General features: G+C 58.5%; 14 protein-coding genes and 1 pseudogene. 12 read left to right on the top strand and 3 right to left on the bottom strand.

What is annotated here, in order from left to right; all coding sequences use genetic code 11:
* From ACRER8_RS00560 to ACRER8_RS00545, 4 genes and pseudogenes are all read left to right on the top strand, one after another.
* Positions 1–128: pseudogene (locus tag ACRER8_RS00560) on the top strand (threonine dehydratase); the annotation flags it as partial.
* A 212-nt stretch (positions 129–340) separates the two neighbouring features.
* Entirely contained in the window at positions 341–769 is a 429-nt protein-coding gene (locus tag ACRER8_RS00555) for a DUF2269 family protein (protein WP_431744433.1), read from the top strand.
* A gap of 32 nt (positions 770–801) precedes the next feature.
* The gene (locus tag ACRER8_RS00550) at positions 802–2,058 is read left to right on the top strand and encodes an SDR family oxidoreductase (RefSeq protein ID WP_431744432.1); all 1,257 of its coding nucleotides are present in this window, start codon (positions 802–804) and stop codon (positions 2,056–2,058) included.
* Positions 2,055–2,522 (top strand): DUF2269 family protein, encoded by a 468-nt coding sequence (locus ACRER8_RS00545; RefSeq protein WP_431744431.1) that lies wholly within the window; start codon positions 2,055–2,057, stop codon positions 2,520–2,522. The genes ACRER8_RS00550 and ACRER8_RS00545 overlap by 4 nt, the downstream gene beginning before the upstream one ends.
* A 214-nt stretch (positions 2,523–2,736) precedes the next feature.
* On the opposite strand, the gene ACRER8_RS00540 is transcribed toward ACRER8_RS00545, so the two are convergent.
* A complete protein-coding gene (locus tag ACRER8_RS00540; protein ID WP_431744430.1) occupies positions 2,737–3,393 on the bottom strand; it encodes an HAD family hydrolase in 657 nt (218 codons plus the stop codon).
* 165 nt (positions 3,394–3,558) lie between these two features.
* Between ACRER8_RS00540 and ACRER8_RS00535 the strand changes: the two genes are divergently transcribed.
* Both ACRER8_RS00535 and ptsP read left to right on the top strand, forming a co-directional pair.
* Positions 3,559–4,038, top strand: coding sequence for an RNA pyrophosphohydrolase (locus ACRER8_RS00535; RefSeq protein WP_062379340.1), 480 nt, complete (start codon positions 3,559–3,561; stop codon positions 4,036–4,038).
* 21 nt (positions 4,039–4,059) lie between these two features.
* Complete coding sequence (gene ptsP, locus ACRER8_RS00530; RefSeq protein ID WP_431744429.1) at positions 4,060–6,339, top strand: phosphoenolpyruvate--protein phosphotransferase; 2,280 nt, start codon at positions 4,060–4,062, stop codon at positions 6,337–6,339.
* Positions 6,340–6,519: 180 nt separating this feature from the next.
* Here ptsP and ACRER8_RS00525 read toward each other — a convergent pair whose 3' ends face one another.
* Positions 6,520–7,266 carry an NRDE family protein gene (locus ACRER8_RS00525; RefSeq protein WP_431744428.1) on the bottom strand — a complete coding sequence of 249 codons (747 nt, stop codon included), beginning with the start codon at positions 7,264–7,266 and terminating at the stop codon, positions 6,520–6,522.
* A 131-nt stretch (positions 7,267–7,397) separates the two neighbouring features.
* On the opposite strand from ACRER8_RS00525, the gene ACRER8_RS00520 reads away from it, so the two are divergent.
* From ACRER8_RS00520 to ACRER8_RS00500, 5 genes are all read left to right on the top strand, one after another.
* On the top strand, positions 7,398–8,180 hold the full coding sequence (locus tag ACRER8_RS00520; protein ID WP_431744427.1) for a sulfite exporter TauE/SafE family protein: 783 nt from the start codon (positions 7,398–7,400) through the stop codon (positions 8,178–8,180).
* Positions 8,181–8,216: 36 nt separating this feature from the next.
* Positions 8,217–9,029: a prolipoprotein diacylglyceryl transferase gene (gene lgt / locus ACRER8_RS00515; RefSeq protein ID WP_431744426.1), complete on the top strand. Its 813-nt coding sequence runs from the start codon at positions 8,217–8,219 to the stop codon at positions 9,027–9,029.
* 73 nt (positions 9,030–9,102) lie between these two features.
* Positions 9,103–9,936 (top strand): thymidylate synthase, encoded by an 834-nt coding sequence (locus ACRER8_RS00510; protein WP_431744425.1) that lies wholly within the window; start codon positions 9,103–9,105, stop codon positions 9,934–9,936.
* Positions 9,937–10,326: 390 nt separating this feature from the next.
* The gene (gene cfa / locus ACRER8_RS00505) at positions 10,327–11,484 is read left to right on the top strand and encodes a cyclopropane fatty acyl phospholipid synthase (protein WP_431744424.1); all 1,158 of its coding nucleotides are present in this window, start codon (positions 10,327–10,329) and stop codon (positions 11,482–11,484) included.
* Positions 11,485–11,769: 285 nt separating this feature from the next.
* Entirely contained in the window at positions 11,770–13,218 is a 1,449-nt protein-coding gene (locus ACRER8_RS00500; protein WP_431744423.1) for a catalase, read from the top strand.
* A 234-nt stretch (positions 13,219–13,452) separates the two neighbouring features.
* On the opposite strand, the gene cadR is transcribed toward ACRER8_RS00500, so the two are convergent.
* A complete protein-coding gene (gene cadR, locus ACRER8_RS00495; protein ID WP_431744422.1) occupies positions 13,453–13,911 on the bottom strand; it encodes a Cd(II)/Pb(II)-responsive transcriptional regulator in 459 nt (152 codons plus the stop codon).
* Positions 13,912–13,995: 84 nt separating this feature from the next.
* On the opposite strand from cadR, the gene ACRER8_RS00490 reads away from it, so the two are divergent.
* Positions 13,996–16,329: a heavy metal translocating P-type ATPase gene (locus ACRER8_RS00490; protein ID WP_431744421.1), complete on the top strand. Its 2,334-nt coding sequence runs from the start codon at positions 13,996–13,998 to the stop codon at positions 16,327–16,329.
* Positions 16,330–16,424: the final 95 nt, after the last annotated feature.

Genomic DNA, 16,424 nt, shown 5'->3' with positions numbered 1-16,424 from the left:
GGCGAGTTGTGGCCGGTTTGGTAGTGCCGGAGGATGAGCGCCATCTGGTGCCGCAGGCGCTGGCGGAGATTGGGTATCCGTATTGGGATGAGACGAACAACCCGGCGTATCGGTTATTCCTCGGCTAACGCCGACCCTCCCCTGTGGGAGCGAATTCATTCGCGAGGCGGTGGTACAGCCGATAAAGATGTATCGACCATACGGGCCAATCGCGAATGAATTCGCTCCCACAGGTTCTGTGTTCGGCATGCAGTGGGTGGTGGTTTGAAATTGCTGCGCAACGCAACTTCCCGCACGCGACTACGCTCAAAGCACGGCTTATATAAAGGAATGAACCGCAATGGAACACTTCGCCGCCCTTAAAATCCTGCACATGGTCACCACCGCGCTGTTGTTCATCTGCGCGCTGGCGTTGGCGGTCTGGATCGTTCGTGGGCGCAGGGCGGGCGATCTGACCGTGCAGAACCGCGCGATGCAGAAGCCGTGGGTATTCGTCTGGCTGCTGATGGGCTTGTGCCTGTTGACCCTGCCGATCAGCGGTTGGTGGCTGGTGCACTATGCAGGCTGGCCGCTTGGGCAGACTTGGCTGCTGGCGGCCAGCATTCTCTACACCTTCGGTGCCTTGAGTTGGGCGTGGCTGGCGGTGCGGGTCAATCGGCTGCGTCGGCCCGTGATCGTTGGTAATCCGAAGTTCACCCTCGCGCTGGCGGTGTTCAGTGCCGTCTGTTTCGTGGCGATCGCCGGATTGATGGGCGCCAAGCCGGTTTGATCCGGGAACGCCAAGCCAACACAAGGAACGTAATGAAGGTACTTCTGGTAGGTGCGACAGGGTTTGTCGGACGTCACCTGCTCAAGGCGCTGAGCAGCGCCGGTCACCAAATCATTGCGACCAGCCGCACTCGGCAGTCATTGCACTTGCCGGGCCTCGAGTGGCGACAGCTTGATCTTGATGTGCTGGCCACGGTTCCTGATCACTTCACCTTTCCTGACTCCATCGACCTGTTGATCAATGCTGCCGGCGTATTGAGTGTTGACGAGCAGCAATTGAGTCTGACTCAGGATATCGGCTCTCGGGCGCTGTTCGATCTGGCGAAAACCGCAGGCGTGCGCGTGCTGCACATTTCCGCGCTCGGCGCTGGCGCGCAGTCCGATGTGCATTTTCTGGCAAGCAAAGCGGCAGCGGACGACTACTTGATAGCCCTTGGCATACCGGCTGTGGTGTTGCGTCCTTCGCTGGTGGTCGGTCCAGGCGGCGCGAGCAGTGGCTGGCTGGCGCGAATGTCGGCATTGCCGGTTATCCCTGTGCTGGACCGCAAAGCCCTGTTGCAGCCCCTGCATATCGACGATTTGGTCAACGCCGTCCTTTCGCTGATGCGTTGCTGGCCAAAGACGCCCATGGTTTTGCCCGTGGTCGGCCCTGAGGTCATGACCCTGGCACAGTTGATCGACCAATTGCGCGAGTCTCAAGGCTGGCCGACCGCTTGGTTTATCCACATTCCCGACGCACTTGCGCAGTCTGGCGCGTCGCTGGGCGATCGTTTTGGCTGGCGTGCATTGAATGGGCAGAGCCTGCGCATGGCACGTCGCGACAATATGGCCGACCCCGAGGTGCTGGAGTCGGTCTGCGGGTATCGCTGCGCCAGCTTGCGAGATCGGCTGCAGGAATGGCCTGACGCCGCTCAGAGTGCGCAATTGGCGCTGCGGCCTTTGATGCTGGCGGCGCTGGTGCTGATCTGGCTGGGAACCGCGTTCGTCAGCGTGGGGCCGGGTTTCGAGTGGGGGCTGGGGATTCTCGCGGAAGCGGGTCTTAACGGACCTTTTGCGCAAATAGCCGTAGTGGCCGGGGCCTTCTGTGATGGGCTGCTGGGCCTCGGCATGCTGATCCGACCATGGCGACGACGGGTCTTTCAAGCGCAGCTATGCCTGATGGCGGCCTATACCCTGATCATTAGTTTCGTTTTGCCCCATTACTGGTTTGACCCTTATGCCTCCGTCGCCAAGAACCTGGTGCTGATGGTGGCGACCCTGTGGCTTCTACGGACTGAACCGCGTCGATGACTGTTTATCTGCTGCTCAAAACCCTGCATATCCTGTCTTCAACCATTCTTTTCGGTCTTGGGGCGGGATCGGCGTATTACGCCTTGCGTGCCTGGCGCACGGGTAGGGTCGAAGTCATTGCCGTAACCTTCAAGCATCTGGTCTTCGCCGATTGGGCATTCACGACCACCACTGCAGTCTTTCAGCCGTTGAGCGGTCTGGGGCTGGTCGTGCTGGCGGGCTGGCCGCCGCATCAGAGTTGGCTGATGTGGAGTTTCGGGCTTTATGTGTTGGCGGGGATTTGCTGGCTGCCAGTGGTGTGGCTGCAGATCCGAGTGCACAAAATGGCCGATCAGGCGCTGCTGGACGGCACGCCGATGCCCATGCAGGCCACTATTTATATGCGCTGGTGGTTCGCCTTGGCGTGGCCGGCGTTCTTTTCTTTTATTGCGATTTTTTATTTGATGGTGAGCAAGCCGACCTGAGGCATAGGTTGGCGATTATCGTGGCCTGAACCATCGATATCGCCAGCAGGCCCACTCTACAAGGGACTGGTGTTGCGCCAGATATCCCAGATGACGCTGGACCTGTAGAGCGAATTCATTCGCGATAGGCCAGTACATTCGCTGCAAATCCGCCGCCTGACAGATTGCATCGCGAATGAATTCGCTCCCGCAGGATGTGGTGGTGACTCAGATCTCAATCGCGCAACGAAATCACCGGCCAGCCCCGACGGATTGCTTCAGCGCGCAGTTTTTCGTCTGGATCGACCGCCACCGGATTGGCCACCTGCTCCAGCAGCGGCAGGTCGTTCATCGAGTCGCTGTAGAAATAGCTGTCTTCCAGATGGAAGCCGTTCTCTTCGATCCAGCGGTTTAGCCGGGTGACTTTGCCTTCGCGGAAGCACGGCACGTCCGTGGTGCGACCGGTATAGCGGCCATCGAGGATCTCGCATTCTGTCGCCAACAGCGTTTCGATGCCCAGACGCGCGACGACAGGGGCAGTCACGAAACGATTGGTTGCCGTGATGACCACCAGTTTGTCACCCGCGTCGCGATGTTTAGCAATGAGCGCCATGGCTTTGGGCAGGATCAGCGGCTCGATGCAGTCGCGCATGAAATCGCGATGCCACTCGTCGAGTTGCGCAGTTTCGGTGCGACCCAGGATTTCCAGGCTGAAATTCAGGTAGTCGGTCAGGTTCAGAGTGCCTGCCAGATAGTCCTGGTAAAAAGCGTCGTTACGCGCCTTATAGGCAGCACCGTCAAGGATGCCACGTTCGCACAGGTAGTCCCCCCAGGCGTGGTCGCTGTCGCCACCAAGGAGGGTGTTGTCGAGGTCGAATAAGGCCAGGCGCATGCGGTTACTCGCTGAATTGACTGAAAAAAGAGCACAAGAATACGAGGTTTCATCAAGAGATCGCATCTATTAATGCAGTTGTCGCGATAAGCTGCTTGCGCCTCGTTGCCGCCCTCACGATCTTTGTGGAACAATGCGGCGACATGCGTTTGCGAGGTTGTAGCCGTGATCGACCCCGATGGTTTCCGCCCTAATGTCGGGATAATTCTGACAAATGATGCTGGCCAGGTCTTATGGGCTCGCCGTATCAATCAAGATGCCTGGCAGTTTCCGCAAGGGGGTATCAACCCTCAGGAGACGCCGGAAGACGCGCTCTATCGTGAATTGAATGAAGAAGTCGGGCTGGAACGGCACGATGTTGAAATTCTTGCCTGCACCCGAGGCTGGTTGCGCTATCGTCTGCCGCAACGTCTGGTCCGTACTCATAGCCAGCCGCTGTGCATCGGCCAGAAGCAAAAATGGTTTCTCCTGCGCCTGATCTCCAACGAGCAGAGGGTGCGGATGGATTTGACCGGTAAACCGGAGTTCGATGGCTGGCGCTGGGTCAGCTATTGGTATCCGTTGGGCCAGGTGGTGACATTCAAGCGCGAAGTATATCGCCGCGCACTCAAAGAGCTTGCCCCGCGCCTGTTGGCGCGCGACTGACACGGAGTTCGACCCCGAGCCATGCTCAATACGCTGCGCAAGATCGTCCAGGAAGTTAACTCCGCCAAGGATCTCAAGGCGGCGTTGGGGATTATTGTGTTACGCGTCAAGGAGGCCATGAGCAGCCAAGTCTGCTCGGTCTATTTGCTCGATCCAGAATCCAATCGTTTCGTGCTGATGGCCACAGAGGGCTTGAACAAGCGCTCTATCGGCAAGGTCAGCATGGCCCCCAATGAAGGTCTGGTCGGCCTGGTCGGTACTCGCGAAGAGCCACTGAACTTGGAAAACGCAGCCGACCATCCTCGTTATCGCTACTTTGCCGAAACCGGCGAAGAACGTTATGCATCCTTCCTCGGCGCGCCGATCATTCACCATCGCAGGGTGGTCGGGGTGTTGGTGATCCAGCAAAAGGAGCGCCGTCAGTTCGACGAAGGGGAAGAAGCCTTCCTCGTGACCATGAGCGCACAACTCGCTGGCGTTATCGCCCACGCTGAGGCCACCGGTTCGATTCGCGGGCTGGGGCGTCAGGGCAAGGGCATTCAGGAAGCGCGGTTCGTCGGCGTGGCAGGCTCGCCGGGGGCTGCGGTCGGTACGGCGCTGGTCATGTTGCCGCCGGCCGATCTTGAAGTGGTCCCGGACAAGACCGTCGCAGACATCAATGCCGAACTCAAACTCTTCAAGAACGCCCTTGAGGGCGTTCGCAGTGATATGCGCGCGCTTTCGGCGAAATTGGCCACACAGTTGCGTCCCGAAGAGCGCGCATTGTTCGATGTCTATCTGATGATGCTCGACGATGCATCGCTGGGCAGTGAAGTCACCAACGTTATCAAGACCGGCCAGTGGGCACAGGGCGCGCTGCGTTCGGTGGTCAATCAGCACGTCAGCCGCTTTGAACTGATGGACGACGCCTACCTTCGCGAACGTGCATCAGATGTGAAGGATCTGGGTCGTCGGCTGCTGGCCTATCTGCAAGAGGCCCGTCAGCAGACGCTGGTCTATCCCGATAACACCATTCTGGTCAGTGAAGAGCTCACTCCCGCCATGCTTGGCGAAGTGCCGGAAGGCAAGCTGGTCGGTCTGGTGTCGGTGCTCGGCTCGGGCAACTCCCATGTGGCGATTCTGGCCCGGGCGATGGGTATTCCGACGGTCATGGGCGCGGTCGATCTGCCGTATTCCAAGGTCGACGGCATCGAGCTGATCGTCGACGGCTACCACGGCGAGGTCTACACCAACCCCAGCGAAGTCCTGCGCAAGCAGTATTCGGTGGTGGTCGAGGAAGAACGCCAGCTGTCTCAAGGCCTCGACGCATTGCGCGAGCTGCCTTGCGTGACGCTGGACGGTCATCGCATGCCGCTGTGGGTCAACACGGGGCTGCTGGCTGATGTGGCGCGTGCTCAGCAGCGCGGTGCCGAGGGCGTGGGCCTGTATCGCACCGAAGTCCCGTTCATGATCCAGCAGCGCTTCCCAAGCGAAAAGGAGCAGTTGGCGATCTACCGCGAGCAACTGGCTGCCTTCCATCCGCTGCCCGTGACCATGCGCACGCTGGACATCGGCGGTGACAAGGCGTTGTCATATTTTCCGATCAAGGAAGACAACCCGTTCCTGGGCTGGCGCGGCATTCGCGTGACCCTCGATCACCCTGAGATTTTCCTGGTGCAGACGCGCGCGATGCTCAAGGCCAGCGAGGGCCTGAACAACCTGCGGATTCTGCTGCCGATGATTTCCGGCACCCATGAGACCGAAGAAGCCCTGCACCTGATCCACCGTGCCTGGGGCGAAGTGCGCGATGAAGGCACCGATGTGCCGATGCCACCCGTAGGCGTGATGATCGAAATACCGGCGGCGGTTTACCAGACCCGTGAACTGGCGCGTCAGGTGGATTTCCTGTCGGTAGGTTCCAACGATTTGACCCAGTACTTGCTGGCGGTTGACCGTAACAACCCTCGCGTCGCCGATCTCTACGACTACCTGCACCCTGCAGTGCTGCAGGCTTTGCAGAGTGTCGTGCGCGACGCCCACGCCGAAGGCAAGCCGGTCAGCATCTGCGGCGAGATGGCCGGTGACCCGGCAGCGGCGGTGTTGTTGATGGCAATGGGCTTCGACAGCCTGTCGATGAACGCCACCAACCTGCCGAAAGTGAAGTGGATGCTGCGTCAGATCAACTTGAGCAAGGCCAAGGAATTGCTGGCCCAGTTGATGAAAAACGACAACCCGCAAGTCACCAGCAGCTCGTTGCAACTGGCGCTGAGAAACCTCGGGTTGTCGCGGATGATCAATCCGGCGTCAGTGAAGGGGCATTGATCGAACGAGTACGACGATGCCCTCTCAATGAAAATCATCCCATTGCTGCCTCGTCGTCTCTTGGGGGGACGGTCACTCTGGGGGAGCGAATTTATTCGCGGGAGGCCTGTTCAGTCGATGCATCTCTATCGTCTGAATTATTTTCGTGAATGAATTCGCTCCCACAGAAGAGTTCGCATTTCAGACTTCCAGATCAACCTCACCCAATCTCCCGCCATACGGCCCGAAACTGCGCTCGACCAATCTCCGGCTTCCGTCTGCGTTGACGATCAACACCGTGCTTGCTCTGGTTCCGTAGTTGGGGCTGGCGATGAACACGCTGGACAGTAGCTTTTCGGTAGCGAGCCCCACACCGGTATTGGGCAGTTCCGCGTCAGCCGCTGCTTCTGGATCGGCGAGAAACCCTAACAACGCCTCCGGCTCCGGCTCGTGCAGCCGCTCGGTCAGCGCGGCCCTGGCCTTCAATAACTTTGGCCAAGGCGTATCGAGCCCGGCGTTGGACACCCCATAGATCCCAGCCTCCAACCGCTGTGGCACCGGATTGGCAGCATTGAGAAAGTGCAGCTCTTCGCGATTACCCACCAACAGATTGAAGCCGCCGTATTCGGCCGAGCGTCCGGCGACTTCGCGCAAGTAGTCGTCGATCGACAACGAGCCGCTCAAAAAACCTGCAACCAGTTCGCCCCGCGACCTAAGTCCCAGAGATCGGCCCGGATCACGGATGTTGGTCAGCGCGGCGAAACGCCCGTCAGCAGTAATGCCCAGCCAGGTACCGCCCGCTTCCAGATCGCGTCCGGCGTAGATGTGCGGGGCGTCTTCCCATTGCGCCAAAGGCGACGTCGGACGGGCGTAGAATTCATCACGGTTGGCAGCGAGAATCAGCGGCTGCGGGTGGGCAGGGCGCCAGGCGAAGACGATCAGGCACATGCAGGCCTCCTTTTTTCGCCACTTTACGCACAGAACCGGTGGACATCCATCGCACGCAGCCACTTCGCGTACAAAGCCTAGAGCCGGGTCGCCCGCTCCGGTAAACTGCCGCACTGATTTCGGAGACTCCCATGGAATTTCTGCTCTACCTGATCCTGGGCGCGTGCGCGGGTGTGCTGGCCGGCCTGTTTGGAGTCGGCGGCGGCATCATCATCGTTCCGGTGCTGGTGTTCAGCTTCACCGTGCAAGGCTTCGACAGTTCGGTCCTGACGCATCTGGCCGTCGGCACATCGCTGGCGACCATCGTCTTCACCTCGATCCAGTCGGTCCGCGCCCATCACCGCGTGGGCGCAGTGCGCTGGGCGGTGTTCGGATGGATGACGCTCGGTATTCTGATCGGCGCAGGGTTTGGCTCGCTGACCGCCAGCTACATCGCTGGGCCCAATTTGCAAAAAATCATTGGTGTGTTCGCGATTCTGGTCGCCATCCAGATGGCATTGGACTTCAGGCCCAAGGCTGGCGGCAGTGTGCCGGGCAAAGCTGGCCTGACTGCGGCCGGAGTGGTGATCGGCTGGGCATCGGCGATTTTCGGCATTGGCGGTGGATCGCTCACGGTGCCATTTCTGACCTGGCGCAGTCTGACCATGCAACAGGCGGTCGCCACTTCGTCGGCCTGCGGCTTTCCCATCGCAGTGGCCAGTGCCATAAGTTTCATGATTCTCGGGTGGCACGATCCATTGCTGCCCCCGCATAGTCTCGGTTTCGTGTACCTGCCGGCGCTGATCGGTATCGCGGTCACCAGCATGTTCTTCGCCCGATTTGGGGCAAAGCTTGCGCATAAACTGTCACCCAAGATGCTGAAACGACTGTTCGCGCTGCTGCTGGTGGTCGTCGGTACAAGTTTTCTGATTTGATTCGTCGCTCGATGAGCGTTCATTTAAGGAGTCGCAATGCTGCCTTACCCGCAGATTGACCCGGTAGCCGTGGCCATCGGTCCGCTGCAAATTCACTGGTACGGCCTGATGTATCTGGTCGGTATCGGCAGTGCCTGGTATCTCGCTTCTCGTCGTTTGAATCGCTTCGACCCGACGTGGACCAAGGAAAAGCTCTCGGACATGATCTTCTGGGTCGCGATGGGCGTGATCGTCGGCGGGCGGCTGGGTTATGTGCTGTTCTACGACCTGCCGAACTACATCGCCAACCCGCTGCTGATCTTCGAAGTGTGGAAGGGCGGCATGGCGTTCCACGGTGGATTCATCGGTGTGATGATCGCGACCTATTGGTTCGGTAAACGCAACGGCAAGTCGTTTTTCCAACTGATGGACTTCATCGCGCCGATGGTGCCGATCGGTCTGGGGGCTGGTCGCATCGGCAACTTCATCAACGGTGAGCTGTGGGGCAAGCCGACCGATTTGCCGTGGGCGATGGTGTTCCCGCCCTACAGCGACCCGGCGCAGTTGCCGCGCCATCCGTCGCAGCTTTACCAGTTCGCTCTGGAAGGTGTGGCACTGTTCCTGATTCTTTATTTCTTCTCGCGCAAGCCGCGTCCGACCATGGCGGTGTCCGGCATGTTCGCGATGTTCTATGGGATCTTCCGCTTCGTCGTGGAGTTCGTTCGCGTGCCGGATGCCCAGCTGGGCTACCTGGCCTGGGGCTGGGTCACGATGGGTCAGATCCTCAGCCTGCCGATGATCATTGGCGGTCTGGTACTGATCTGGCTGGCCTACCACCGCGCGCCTGCTGCCAATAAGGCAGCCGTTTGATTTCACGCGGTGATGAACCGAAGCGCCGGGCCTGCGGGACCGGCCGATTCACCGATACAGAGGGCCTTTGGGCATGAAGCAATACCTTGAGCTATTACGGGACGTCATCGCCAACGGGACGCGCAAGGGCGATCGCACCGGCACCGGCACCACCGCTGTGTTCGGTCGCCAGATCCGTCACAACCTGGCCGATGGCTTCCCGCTGCTGACCACCAAAAAGCTGCACTTCAAGAGCATCGCCAATGAGCTGATCTGGATGCTCAGCGGCAACACCAACACCAAATGGCTCAACGACAACGGCGTTACCATCTGGGATGAGTGGGCCACTGAAGACGGCGACCTAGGGCCCGTATACGGTGCGCAATGGACCGGCTGGCCGACCAAGGACGGCGGTAAGATCAACCAGATCGACTACATGGTCGACTGCCTGAAGAACAACCCCAACAGCCGGCGCATTCTGTTCCACGGTTGGAACACCGAATACCTGCCTGACGAAAAGCTCTCGCCACAAGAGAACGTCAAGGCAGGGCGCCAGGCGCTGGCGGTCTGTCATTTGCTGTACCAAGCGTTCGTGGCAGACGGCAAGCTGTCGATGCAGTTGTATATCCGCAGCTCCGATGTGTTCCTCGGTCTGCCGTACAACATTGCCGCACTGGCGCTGCTGACGCACATGCTGGCTCAACAATGTGATCTGGTCCCGCACGAGATCATCGTTAGCCTGGGTGATACCCATGCCTATTCGAACCATCAAGAGCAGATCGCTACCCAGTTGACTCGCACGCCGAAAAAGCTGCCTCAACTGAAGATCAATCGTCGTCCGGAAAGCATTTACGACTACCGCTTCGAAGATTTCGAAATCGTGGGTTACGACGCCGATCCGAGCATCAAGGCGCCGGTGGCCGTTTAAACGTCCTTCTGCTGATCTCTGTAGCCGTCCGGCTTGCCTGCGGTAGCGTCTAAATTGACGTCATCGCCGGTAAGCCGTGCTGCTGCAGAATGCCTATCGCCCTAGTCCTCTGCGGGGTGCGCTGAACTCACTACTGCGACATATAAAACCTCACAAAACTTATATGTTCTAACTGGTTAAATCCTAAGTTTCCAAACTCGAGTCTTTAACAGAAGTTTGATTGTTGCAATTGTGTAATAACTGTTTTGCAAGCTCGTAAACAAAATTCATTTGATAGATATTTTCAATCCATCAATTGGCTGTATTGAGTTTAACTTTGGGGAATGTTTGTTCTATAGTCGGGCCTACCGATAAGTCTTTAGCCTGACAACGCGTTTGGAATCACCCTCCATGACCACGACGAACTTCAGCACTGACACCTATTCCGACCAGAACTCGGGTCTTTACCGTACAGCCGCCCGCATGCTTAACGAAGCCGGAATCCAGATCAACGGATCTGCCCCTTCGGACATTCGTTTCAATGGACCTGGCGTGATCGAGCGCGCGTTTGCGCAGGGGAATCTCGGGCTGGGCGAGGCTTACATGGATGGCCAGTGGGACAGCGAGCATCTGGACGAGTTTTTTCACCGGCTATTGAAAACCGGCATGACTGACGACGTGAAACCTGTGCGCCTGGTGTTCTACGCGCTCATGGCCAAGTTCATGAACCGGCAGAATATCAAGCGCTCCAAAACCGTCGGTGAAATGCATTACGACTTGGGCAACGACTTCTACTCGAAGATGCTCGACTCGCGCATGACCTACACCTGCGGCTACTGGGAAAACGCGACCAACCTTGAGGAAGCCCAGACCGCCAAGCTCGATCTGATCTGCCGCAAGCTGCAGCTCAAGCCCGGTATGCGTGTGCTGGATATCGGCTGTGGCTGGGGCAGCTTCATGAGCTATGCCGCCGAACACTATGGGGTTGAAGCGGTGGGCGTTAGCATCTCCAAAGAGCAGATTTCCTGGGCCAAAGAGCGGTATAAACACCTACCGCTGGAGTTCCGTTTTCAGGATTACCGCGAGTTGGATGAGCAGTTCGATGCAATTGCCAGTGTGGGCATGTTCGAACACGTGGGCCGCAAGAACCATCGTGAATACATGGAACTGGCCCACCGCTGTTTGAAGCCTGGCGGTCTGTTCCTGTTGCACACCATCGGAAAGAACCAGCGCAACTCTTATCCCGATCCCTGGATTGACAAATATATATTCCCTAATGGTGATCTTCCGTCAATCGGCCAGATGGGCGATGCCATGGACGGGCTATTTGTCGTTGAAGATCTGCACAACTTCGGTGCCGACTATGACAAGACCTTGATGGCCTGGCACGACAACTTCATGAAGGCCTGGCCACAATTCGAGTCAGAATTGGGCGAGCGCTTCTACCGGATGTGGCGTTATTACCTGTTGTCCTGCGCGGGCGCCTTCCGTGCGCGAGATATTCAACTGTGGCAATGGGTGCTGTCCAAGGGCGGCGTGCCTCATGGTTATCACCGCAGCCAGATCTGAACGCTGAATAACTGCAAGAATGTGCTTGCCCGCGAGGGGGTGAAGTCTGTGACGAAGACGTCAACTGACCGGCCTCAACCGCGGGCAAGCGTGCCTATGATGCAGAATTTGTAATGCTTGGTAACTATCGAAACCTTAGAAACCTATTGAATTACTCTATTCCCGTATTACGCACTTCCAATGAGCTTAACGGTGCGTTTTTCCCTATCGTTCTCCACATCGAACTGAAAACGGTCGGCTTTTTCTCAAGTCGCCCGAGACGAGACCACCTGTGGAGTTACGCGCATGAACAACAAACTGACGACCGCATTCGGCGCCCCTGTAGTTGATAACCAGAATATCCAGACCGCGGGCCCTCAGGGTCCGGCGCTGTTGCAGGATGTCTGGTTCCTGGAAAAACTCGCCCACTTCGATCGCGAAGTCATTCCAGAACGCCGCATGCACGCCAAAGGCTCGGGTGCTTTCGGCACCTTCACTGTCACTCACGACATCACCCGATTCACTCGCGCCAAAATCTTCTCGCAGGTGGGCAAACAGACTGAGATGTTCGCTCGCTTCTCCACGGTGGCAGGTGAGCGTGGCGCCGCCGACGCAGAGCGTGACATCCGCGGTTTCGCCCTGAAGTTCTACACCGAGGAAGGCAACTGGGACCTGGTCGGCAACAACACCCCGGTGTTCTTCCTGCGTGATCCGCTGAAATTTCCTGACCTGAACCACGCCGTGAAACGCGATCCACGCACCGGCATGCGCAGCGCCGAAAACAACTGGGACTTCTGGACGCAGCTGCCGGAAGCCTTCCACCAGGTCACTGTGGTCATGAGTGAGCGCGGTATTCCGCGCAGCTACCGCGAGATGCATGGTTTCGGCAGCCATACTTACAGCTTCCTCAACGCGCAGCACGAGCGTTTCTGGGTCAAGTTCCACTTCGTTTCGCAGCAGGGCATCGCCAATTTGAGCGACGCCGAAGCTCAGGAACTGGTCGGCCGGGACCGTGAATCGCATCACCGTGACCTTTACGAGAGCATCGAGAGCGGTAATTTCCCGCGCTGGAAGCTGTTCGTGCAGATTATGCCGGAGAAAGAAGCGGGTACTTATCACATCAACCCATTCGACCTGACCAAGGTCTGGCCGAAAGGGGACTACCCCCTGATCGAGGTCGGCGTGTTCGAACTGAACCGCAACCCGGAGAACAACTTCGCTGACGTGGAACAGGCCGCCTTCGCGCCGTCCAACGTAGTGCCCGGCATCAGCTTTTCGCCGGACAAGATGCTGCAAGGCCGCCTGTTCTCGTACGGTGACGCCCAGCGCTATCGTCTGAGTGTCAACCACCACCAGATCCCGGTGAACTCGCCACGCGCCGCGCTGCACGTGAACAGCTACCACCGCGACGGTCTGATGCGCATCGATGGTAACCGCGGCGGCATGACCTCGTATGAGCCCAACACCAAGGGCGCGTTCCAGGAGCAGCCGGATTTCAGAGAACCGCCGCTGTCCATCGAAGGCGCTGCGGGCCACTGGAACCACCGCGTGGATGACGACTATTTCTCGCAGCCGGGCAACCTGTTCCGCAAGATGAGCCCGCGAGAGAAACAGGCGCTGTTCGACAATACCGCTCGTGCCTTGCGCGGCGTGTCGGCACCGATCATCCAGTTGCACATCAAGCACTGCATGCTGGCTGATCCTGAGTATGGCGCGGGTGTGACTGAGGCGGTTGAGCGCATTCATCACGCTTGAGCGTCGCTAAAACCGAACGCCCTCGACCTGGCTGCCAGGTCGGGGTTTTTTTTGTATTAATCGATTTCCACTCACCCAGCGCAATAGATGTCGCTCCGATGAACCTGTGGGAGCTTCTGGAGGTACGACAGTGGCGAAAGCGGTCTGTCAGACCTGCCGCCTTCGCCACTGTCGTAACCTCCAGCGGCTCCTACAGGAGCTCATTGATTTCTAAATTGATGTCTTAACAGGCAATCAATGCCCGTGGCTTCTTCCCACATGCGAATGCTCGGCATCCGCAGCCACCACGCTGCCACTCACTTCCAGCCGGTCCAGAATTCCGCAATGATCCGGTGCGCCTTCGCTGCAGCGCTGGCGCAGGTCGATGAGCTGATCCTGTAATGCCTGGAGGCTGGCGACGCGCGCGCTGACGTGCTGGATGTGCTCATCGATCAGCGCGTTGACGCTTTCGCACTGATCCTGCGGGCTGTCGCGCAGAGTCAGCAGGCTGCGGATTTCGTCCAGCGTCATGTCCAGGCTGCGGCAGTTGCGAATGAAGGTCAGGCGCTCGACATGCTCTTGGGTGTACAGCCGATAATTGCCCTCGCTACGGGCAGGCGCGGCCAGCAGACCCTCGCGTTCGTAGTAGCGAATGGTTTCAACCGGGCAGTCGGTCAGTTTGGACAGTTCACCGATCTTAAAAGACGCATTCATGTCATCGATCTCGTTTTGAGGCTTGACCCTATAGTGGCTACAGGGTGTTCACTTGGCAACAAGCACACCTAGAGACGCCAATCGATGAGTGACTCTGTACACAAGCATTCGCCCCACGACCATAGCGGCCATGACCACGAAGGCCACGACCACAGTGATCATAAACACGCCGGTCATGACCATTCTTCGCACGAACATGCCCCACGCCAGCACGTCCACGGGAAATTCACTCCCGTCGGCAAGCATGAGCACCACGCGCATTCCTGCTGCTCACATGAAAGCGCTCCGGCGATCGTGAACGTGGGCAGCGGCTCGACCGACAATGCCCGGTTCAGCAGTTTCCGTATCGAGGCGATGGACTGTCCCACCGAGCAGACCCTGATCCAGAACAAGCTGGGCAAGATGTCCGGGATTCAGAAACTCGAATTCAACCTGATCAATCGGGTGTTGGGCGTCTGGCATGAGCTGCCGTCGACCGATCCGATTCGCGAGGCCATCGGTTCGCTGGGTATGCAAGCCGATGAGATCGAGGCAGGCGCCGATCAGGAAACAGCCCTGTTGCCTTCGCCCAGGAAACCCTGGTGGCCATTGGCATTGTCCGGTGTCGCTGCCGTGGCGGCCGAGGTCATCCATTTCACCGATGCCGCGCCTACTTGGGTGGTGGCGCTGGTGGCGCTGGTCGCGATTTTCAGCGGCGGCCTGACGACCTATAAAAAGGGCTGGATCGCACTCAAGAATTTCAATCTGAACATTAATGCCTTGATGAGCATCGCGGTGACGGGCGCGGTGTTGATTGGGCAATGGCCGGAAGCGGCGATGGTGATGTTCCTGTTCACGGTGGCTGAGCTGATCGAGGCCAAATCCCTGGACCGCGCGCGCAATGCCATTGGCGGGCTAATGCAATTGACGCCGGAAACCGCCACCGTGCAGCAGGACGGCCAGTGGCTTGAAGTCGATGTGAAGAATATCGCGTTGGGCACAGTCGTCCGGGTCAAGCCGGGTGAGCGTATCGGCCTGGACGGCGAAGTGGTGTCGGGACAATCCAGCATCGATCAGGCACCGATAACCGGTGAAAGCCTGCCAGTCGAGAAAACTGTGGGCGACAAGGTGTTCGCCGGGACCATCAACCAGGCAGGATCGCTTGAATACAAGGTCACCGCCGCTGCAAACAATTCGACACTGGCGCGGATCATTCACGCGGTTGAAGCGGCACAAGGCGCGCGCGCACCGACACAGCGCTTCGTTGACAGCTTCTCGAAGATCTATACCCCGGCTGTGTTCGCCCTGGCGCTGGCAGTGGCGATCATTCCTCCGCTGTTCATGGGCGCCGTCTGGTTCGACTGGATTTATCGCTCGCTGGTATTGCTGGTGGTGGCCTGTCCCTGTGCGCTGGTGATTTCGACGCCGGTGAGTATCGTCAGCGGTCTGGCGGCTGCGGCGCGCAAGGGGATTCTGGTCAAGGGCGGGGTCTATCTGGAAATGGGCCACAAGCTCGATTATCTGGCGCTGGACAAGACCGGGACCATCACCCACGGCAAGCCGGTGCAGACCGATTACGTGTTGCTTGACGAGTCGTTTGGCGAGAAAGCGTTGGTGATTTCCGCAAGCCTTGCCGGGCGTTCCGATCACCCCGTTTCCCAAGCGATTGCCATTGATTTTGGCAGGGACGGGCACCTGCAAGTCGAGGCGTTCGAAGCGCTGGGTGGGCGAGGTGTGCAAGGTGAGGTCGACGGACGTCTGTATCACTTGGGCAACCATCGTCTGGTGCATGAATCCGGGCTGTGCTCGCCTGAACTGGAGGCGCGGCTTGAGGTTCTGGAGTCACAAGGCAAAACGGTGGTGCTGCTGTTCGACGACACTGCGCCATTGGCGTTGTTTGCCGTCGCCGATACGGTCAAGGACAGCAGCCGCGAAGCCATCGCGCAGCTACATGCGCTGGGGGTGAAAACCGTGATGCTCACCGGCGATAACCCGCATACCGCCAAGGCCATCGCCGCTCAGGTAGGCATCGACCAGGCCCAGGGCAATCTGTTGCCGACGGACAAACTGCAGGCCATCGAAGCCTTGTATGCACAGAATCATCGGGTCGGGATGGTCGGCGATGGCATCAACGATGCGCCGGCGCTGGCGCGTGCGGAAATCGGCTTTGCGATGGCTGCGGCGGGGACCGACACCGCGATCGAAACTGCCGATGTGGCGCTGATGGACGACGATCTGCGCAAGATTCCGGCTTTCATTCGCCTGTCCCGCGATACCGCTGCGGTGCTCAAGCAGAACATCGGCCTGGCTCTGGTTATCAAGGTGATCTTCCTGGTCGTGACCTTTGCAGGCATGGCGACCATGTGGATGGCGGTGTTTGCGGATATGGGAGTGAGTTTGCTGGTGGTGCTCAACGGGTTGCGGCTGTTGAGGAAGTAGCGCAACCCTGCGTTGTGCACCGGTCCACTGTGGGAGCGAATTCATTCGCGATTCGGTGTAACAAACGATGAATCTTCGTTTGATGTGCTGCCTCT

Source organism: Pseudomonas sp., assembly GCF_050739935.1.
Lineage (GTDB): Bacteria > Pseudomonadota > Gammaproteobacteria > Pseudomonadales > Pseudomonadaceae > Aquipseudomonas.
This window is presented reverse-complemented; position numbering and strand designations above follow the sequence as displayed.

Coding starts and splice junctions, on each gene's coding strand:
- ACRER8_RS00555 (WP_431744433.1), top strand. CDS start 341: ATGGAACACTTCGCCGCCCTTAAAATCCTGCACATGGTCACCACCGCG.
- ACRER8_RS00520 (WP_431744427.1), top strand. CDS start 7,398: ATGGAATTTCTGCTCTACCTGATCCTGGGCGCGTGCGCGGGTGTGCTG.
- ACRER8_RS00510 (WP_431744425.1), top strand. CDS start 9,103: ATGAAGCAATACCTTGAGCTATTACGGGACGTCATCGCCAACGGGACG.
- cadR (WP_431744422.1), bottom strand. CDS start 13,911: ATGAATGCGTCTTTTAAGATCGGTGAACTGTCCAAACTGACCGACTGC.
- ACRER8_RS00550 (WP_431744432.1), top strand. CDS start 802: ATGAAGGTACTTCTGGTAGGTGCGACAGGGTTTGTCGGACGTCACCTG.
- cfa (WP_431744424.1), top strand. CDS start 10,327: ATGACCACGACGAACTTCAGCACTGACACCTATTCCGACCAGAACTCG.
- ACRER8_RS00500 (WP_431744423.1), top strand. CDS start 11,770: ATGAACAACAAACTGACGACCGCATTCGGCGCCCCTGTAGTTGATAAC.
- ACRER8_RS00490 (WP_431744421.1), top strand. CDS start 13,996: ATGAGTGACTCTGTACACAAGCATTCGCCCCACGACCATAGCGGCCAT.
- lgt (WP_431744426.1), top strand. CDS start 8,217: ATGCTGCCTTACCCGCAGATTGACCCGGTAGCCGTGGCCATCGGTCCG.
- ptsP (WP_431744429.1), top strand. CDS start 4,060: ATGCTCAATACGCTGCGCAAGATCGTCCAGGAAGTTAACTCCGCCAAG.
- ACRER8_RS00545 (WP_431744431.1), top strand. CDS start 2,055: ATGACTGTTTATCTGCTGCTCAAAACCCTGCATATCCTGTCTTCAACC.
- ACRER8_RS00525 (WP_431744428.1), bottom strand. CDS start 7,266: ATGTGCCTGATCGTCTTCGCCTGGCGCCCTGCCCACCCGCAGCCGCTG.
- ACRER8_RS00540 (WP_431744430.1), bottom strand. CDS start 3,393: ATGCGCCTGGCCTTATTCGACCTCGACAACACCCTCCTTGGTGGCGAC.